Source organism: Pseudomonas sp. (assembly GCF_049301935.1).
Classification (GTDB): domain Bacteria; phylum Pseudomonadota; class Gammaproteobacteria; order Pseudomonadales; family Pseudomonadaceae; genus Aquipseudomonas.
Genome location: NZ_JBAQLP010000076.1, coordinates 1 through 4,811, shown reverse-complemented (window position 1 = coordinate 4,811; position 4,811 = coordinate 1). Strand labels below are relative to the sequence as shown.

The 4,811-nt window shown below is 63.4% G+C and carries 7 protein-coding genes; all 7 read left to right on the top strand.

The features are described from left to right. Positions 1 to 2 precede the first annotated feature (2 nt). The 7 genes from urtC to WA145_RS10935 all read left to right on the top strand — a co-directional run bounded on the left by urtC (position 3) and on the right by WA145_RS10935 (position 4,732). Positions 3 to 1,022, top strand: a complete 1,020-nt coding sequence (urtC, locus tag WA145_RS10965) for an urea ABC transporter permease subunit UrtC (RefSeq protein WP_422581608.1) — start codon at positions 3 to 5, stop codon at positions 1,020 to 1,022. Next, positions 1,022 to 1,873, top strand: coding sequence for an urea ABC transporter ATP-binding protein UrtD (urtD, locus tag WA145_RS10960; protein WP_422581607.1), 852 nt, complete (start codon positions 1,022 to 1,024; stop codon positions 1,871 to 1,873). Before urtC ends, urtD begins: the two co-directional genes overlap by 1 nt. A 92-nt stretch (positions 1,874 to 1,965) precedes the next feature. Continuing rightward, a complete protein-coding gene (gene urtE, locus WA145_RS10955; protein ID WP_422581606.1) occupies positions 1,966 to 2,664 on the top strand; it encodes an urea ABC transporter ATP-binding subunit UrtE in 699 nt (232 codons plus the stop codon). 112 nt (positions 2,665 to 2,776) lie between these two features. Next, entirely contained in the window at positions 2,777 to 3,616 is an 840-nt protein-coding gene (locus WA145_RS10950) for an urease accessory protein UreD (RefSeq protein ID WP_422581605.1), read from the top strand. A 3-nt stretch (positions 3,617 to 3,619) separates the two neighbouring features. Continuing rightward, the gene (ureA, locus tag WA145_RS10945) at positions 3,620 to 3,922 is read left to right on the top strand and encodes an urease subunit gamma (protein ID WP_275960583.1); all 303 of its coding nucleotides are present in this window, start codon (positions 3,620 to 3,622) and stop codon (positions 3,920 to 3,922) included. Then, complete coding sequence (locus WA145_RS10940; protein WP_422581609.1) at positions 3,919 to 4,419, top strand: GNAT family N-acetyltransferase; 501 nt, start codon at positions 3,919 to 3,921, stop codon at positions 4,417 to 4,419. Before ureA ends, WA145_RS10940 begins: the two co-directional genes overlap by 4 nt. 7 nt (positions 4,420 to 4,426) lie before the next feature. Continuing rightward, positions 4,427 to 4,732: an urease subunit beta gene (locus WA145_RS10935; RefSeq protein ID WP_422581604.1), complete on the top strand. Its 306-nt coding sequence runs from the start codon at positions 4,427 to 4,429 to the stop codon at positions 4,730 to 4,732. Positions 4,733 to 4,811: the final 79 nt, after the last annotated feature.

Below are 4,811 nucleotides of genomic sequence, written 5' to 3'. Positions count from 1 at the left end.
CCATCGGCCTGCTGGTACTGGCCGTGCTGATCGCCATGCCATTGCTGCACCTGCTGCCGGCGGACAACGCCCTGCATGTCTCGGCCTATAGCCTGACCCTGGTCGGCAAGATCCTCTGCTACGCCATCGTTGCCCTGGCGCTCGATCTGGTCTGGGGTTACGCCGGCCTGCTGTCGCTCGGCCACGGCCTGTTCTTCGCCCTCGGCGGTTATGCCATGGGCATGTACCTGATGCGCGAAGCGGCCGGTGACGGCCTGCCCGCCTTTATGAGCTTCCTCGCCTGGACCAAGCTGCCCTGGTATTGGTACGGCACCAGCAACTTCCTCTGGGCGCTATGCCTGGTGGTGCTGGCGCCTGGGTTGCTGGCCCTGGTGTTCGGCTTCTTCGCCTTCCGCTCGCGAATCAAGGGCGTGTACTTCTCGATCATGACCCAGGCGCTGACCTTCGCCGGCATGCTGCTGTTCTTTCGCAACGAAACCGGCTTTGGCGGCAACAACGGTTTTACCAACTTCAAAACGATTCTCGGCTTCGATATCACCTCGGCGCACACTCGCGCGGTGCTGTTTCTCGCCACAGTCGTGCTACTCGTGGCCAGCCTGTATCTGGGCTGGACGCTGGCCCGCAGCAAGTTCGGCCGGGTGCTGACTGCACTGCGCGATGCCGAGAACCGCCTGATGTTCTGCGGCTACGACCCGCGCGGCTACAAGCTGTTTATCTGGGTGCTTAGCGCCGTGCTCTGCGGCCTGGCCGGCGCGCTGTATGTGCCACAGGTGGGCATCATCAACCCCAGCGAAATGTCGCCGACCAACTCCATCGAAGCCGCTGTGTGGGTGGCCCTCGGTGGGCGCGGCAGTCTGATCGGCCCACTGCTCGGTGCCGGCCTGGTCAACGGCATGAAGAGCTGGTTTACCGTGGCCTTCCCCGAGTACTGGCTGTTCGCCCTGGGCTTCTTGTTTATCGTCGTGACGCTGTTCCTGCCTAAAGGCGTGATCGGCTTGCTACGCAAGAAAGGAGAGCAATGATGCGCGCCACTCCGGTCCCCGAATTTATGCTCGACCCCGCCTTTGACCCGGCCGGCAGCGGCCGCGATGCCATCGGTGCTAGCACTGCTGCCAGCCAGGGCCTGAATATCCGTCACGGCACCATCCTGACCCTGGAAGACATCAACGTCAGCTTCGACGGCTTCAAGGCGCTGAGCAACCTGACCCTGTATATCGGCGTCGGCGAGCTGCGCTGCATCATCGGCCCCAACGGCGCCGGCAAGACCACCATGATGGACGTAATCACCGGCAAGACCCGCCCGGACAACGGCGTCGCCTACTTTGGCGAAACCCTCGACCTGACCCAGATGAGCGAAGTGGAGATCGCCCAATCTGGCATCGGCCGCAAGTTCCAGAAGCCCACGGTATTCGAAGCGCTGAGCGTGTTCGAGAACCTCGAACTGGCGCAGAAAACCAACAAGTCGGTGTGGGCCAGCCTGCGCGCCAAGCTGACCGGCGAACAGCAAGACCGCATAGACGAGGTGCTGCACACGATCAAGCTGGACGCCGCGCGCCAGCGCCCGGCCGGCTTGCTGTCCCACGGCCAGAAGCAGTTCCTCGAGATCGGCATGCTGCTGGTGCAGGACCCGCAACTGTTGCTGCTCGATGAGCCCGTGGCGGGCATGACCGATGCCGAAACCGAGTTCACCGCCGAGCTGTTCAAGTCCCTGGCACGCAAGCACTCGCTGATGGTGGTGGAGCACGACATGGGCTTTGTCGGCAGCATCGCCGACCACGTCAGCGTGCTGCACCAGGGCAGCGTGCTGGCCGAAGGCTCGCTGGAACAGGTACAGAACGATGAACGGGTGATTGAGGTTTATCTGGGCCGGTAAATATCGAGGATCGCGAGCAAGCGCGGTTTATGTAGGAGCGAGCTTGCTCGCGATAACGGCCTGCCAGACTCCACAGAATTGAGAGACGGAACATGCTGCAAGTCCAACAACTGCATCAGTACTACGGCGGCAGCCATATCCTCCGCGGTCTGTCGTTCGACGTGAAAGTCGGCGAAGTCACCTGCCTGCTCGGCCGTAACGGCGTGGGCAAGACCACCCTGCTGAAATGCCTGATGGGCCTGATCCCGGCCAAGCAAGGTGCTGTGCAGTGGGAAGGCCAGCCCATCACCAGTTTCAAACCGCACCAGCGCGTGCACGCCGGCATTGCCTACGTGCCCCAGGGCCGGGAAATCTTCGGCCGCCTGACCGTGGAAGAGAACCTGCTGATGGGCCTATCGCGCTTTCCCGGCAGCGACGCCAAGGTGGTGCCGGAATTTATCTACGAGCTATTCCCGGTGCTGCGCGAAATGAAGCAACGCCGCGGCGGCGATCTGTCCGGCGGCCAGCAGCAACAGTTGGCCATCGGTCGCGCGCTGGCCAGCCAACCGCGTCTGCTGATCCTCGACGAGCCCACCGAAGGCATCCAACCCTCGGTGATCAAGGAGATCGGCGTGGTGATCAAGAAGCTCGCCGAGCGTGGCGACATGGCCATCCTGCTGGTCGAGCAGTTCTATGACTTTGCCGCCGAGCTGGCCGACCAGTACCTGGTGATGAGCCGTGGCGAGATCGTCCAACAGGGCCGGGGCGAGACCATGGACGCCGATGGCGTGCGCGGACTGGTAGCGATTTGAACATTACCGTAGGTTGGGTTGAGCGCAGCGATACCCAACAAGAGCGCATTTATCCAACGCACAATGATGGGTTACGTCGCTGCGCGACTAACCCATCCTACGAAAAAAACCTATGAACGCACCCGCACCCGCCGCCGTATTTACCCCCAGCTGGCACGCCGAGCTGGAGCTGGGCTATGGCCGCGACGGCGACTGCACGCGGCCGACATTACGCCGGCATAAAGGCCCGCTGCGGGTGCAGAAGCACCTGTATGCCGAAGGGCCGGAGGTGTGCCAACACATCATCGTGCATCCGCCCGGCGGCATCGCTGGCGGTGATCGCCTGGATATCTCGGCCAGCGTTGGCTGCGGTGCCTGGGCACAGTTGACCAGCCCCGGCGCGGCCAAGTGGTATCGCGCCGCGGGCCCGGCCTACCAGAACCTCAAGCTGCGCGTCGAAGCCGGCGCCACCCTGGAGTGGCTGCCGCAGGAAAGCATCGTCTACGCCGCCGCCCAGGCCGAAGTGACCACCGATATCGAGCTGTTCGGCGATGCCAAGCTGCTCTATTGGGACATGGTCGCCCTCGGCCGCCCGGCCAGTGGCGAGCGCTTCGATGCCGGTCACTTTCAATCCCAGCTGAATATCCGCCGCGATGGCCAGCTGCTCTGGCACGAGCGCCAGCGTGTGGTCGGCGGCGACGGCCTGCTCGACTCACCCATCGGCCTGGACGGCAAACCAGTATTCGCCACCCTGCTGATCAGCGGTGAAATCGACAGCGAATTACTGGAACACTGCCGTAGCCTGAACAGCCCAGTGCGCGGCGACCTCACTCAATTACCCGGCCTGCTGGTGGCCCGCTGCCTGGCCGACGAGGCCCTGCACGCCCGCGCCTGGCTGATTGCCCTCTGGCAGCTGCTGCGCCCGGCCCTGCTCGGTCGCACGGCCGTCCCCCCAAGAATCTGGAGCACCTGAAGCATGGACCTGACCCCTCGCGAAAAAGACAAACTGCTGATCTTCACCGCCGGCCTGGTGGCCGAACGTCGCCTGGCCCGTGGGGTAAAACTCAACTACCCGGAAGCCATGGCCTATATCTCCGCGGCCCTGCTGGAAGGCGCCCGCGACGGCCAGACCGTGGCCGAACTGATGCACTTTGGCACCACTCTGCTGAGCCGCGATCAGGTGATGGAGGGCATCGCAGAAATGATTCCGGAGATTCAGGTCGAGGCCACCTTCCCGGACGGCACCAAGTTAGTCACCGTCCACCAGCCGATTGCATAAGCATGATTATTCAAGACGCCACAGCCGCCGACCTGCCTGCCATCCTGGCCATCTACAACGATGCCGTGCTCAACACCACGGCGATCTGGAATGAAACCCAGGTCGACCTGGCCAACCGCCAGGCCTGGCTAAATGAGCGCAACGCCGCCGGCTTTCCGGTACTGGTGGCCCACGGTGATGCGGGCGAGGTACTCGGCTACGCCAGCTACGGCACTTGGCGCGCCATCGAAGGCTTTCGCCACACCGTTGAGCACTCGGTGTATGTGCGCAGCGACCAACGCGGCCAGGGCCTCGGCCCCTTGCTGATGCACGCTTTGATCGAACGCGCCCAAGCCGCCGGGCTGCATGTGATGGTTGCCGCCATCGAGAGCGGCAACAGCGCCTCGATTCGCCTGCACCAGCGCCTCGGCTTCATCACCAGCGGCCAGATGCCCCAGGTCGGGCGCAAGTTCGGCCGCTGGCTGGACCTGACCTTTATGCAATTGATCCTGGAGTGAAGCAGCTATGATCCCTGGCGAATACCAGATTCAGGACGGCGAAATCGAACTCAACGCCGGCCGCCGCACCCTGCGCGTAACCGTGGCTAACAGCGGCGACCGACCGATCCAGGTTGGCTCGCACTACCACTTTTACGAAACCAACGACGCCCTGAGCTTCGACCGAGCAGCCGCGCGCGGCATGCGCCTGAATATCCCGGCTGGCACCGCGGTGCGCTTCGAGCCGGGGCAGAGCCGCGAAGTCGAACTGGTCGACCTGGCCGGCCATCGCCGCATATTCGGCTTTGCTGGGCGAGTGATGGGCGACCTTTAAATGTCGACGCGTCTGCTATGGCCTCATCGCGGGCAAGCCCGCTCCTACGGGGGAATGCGGTTACATGTAGGAGCGGGCT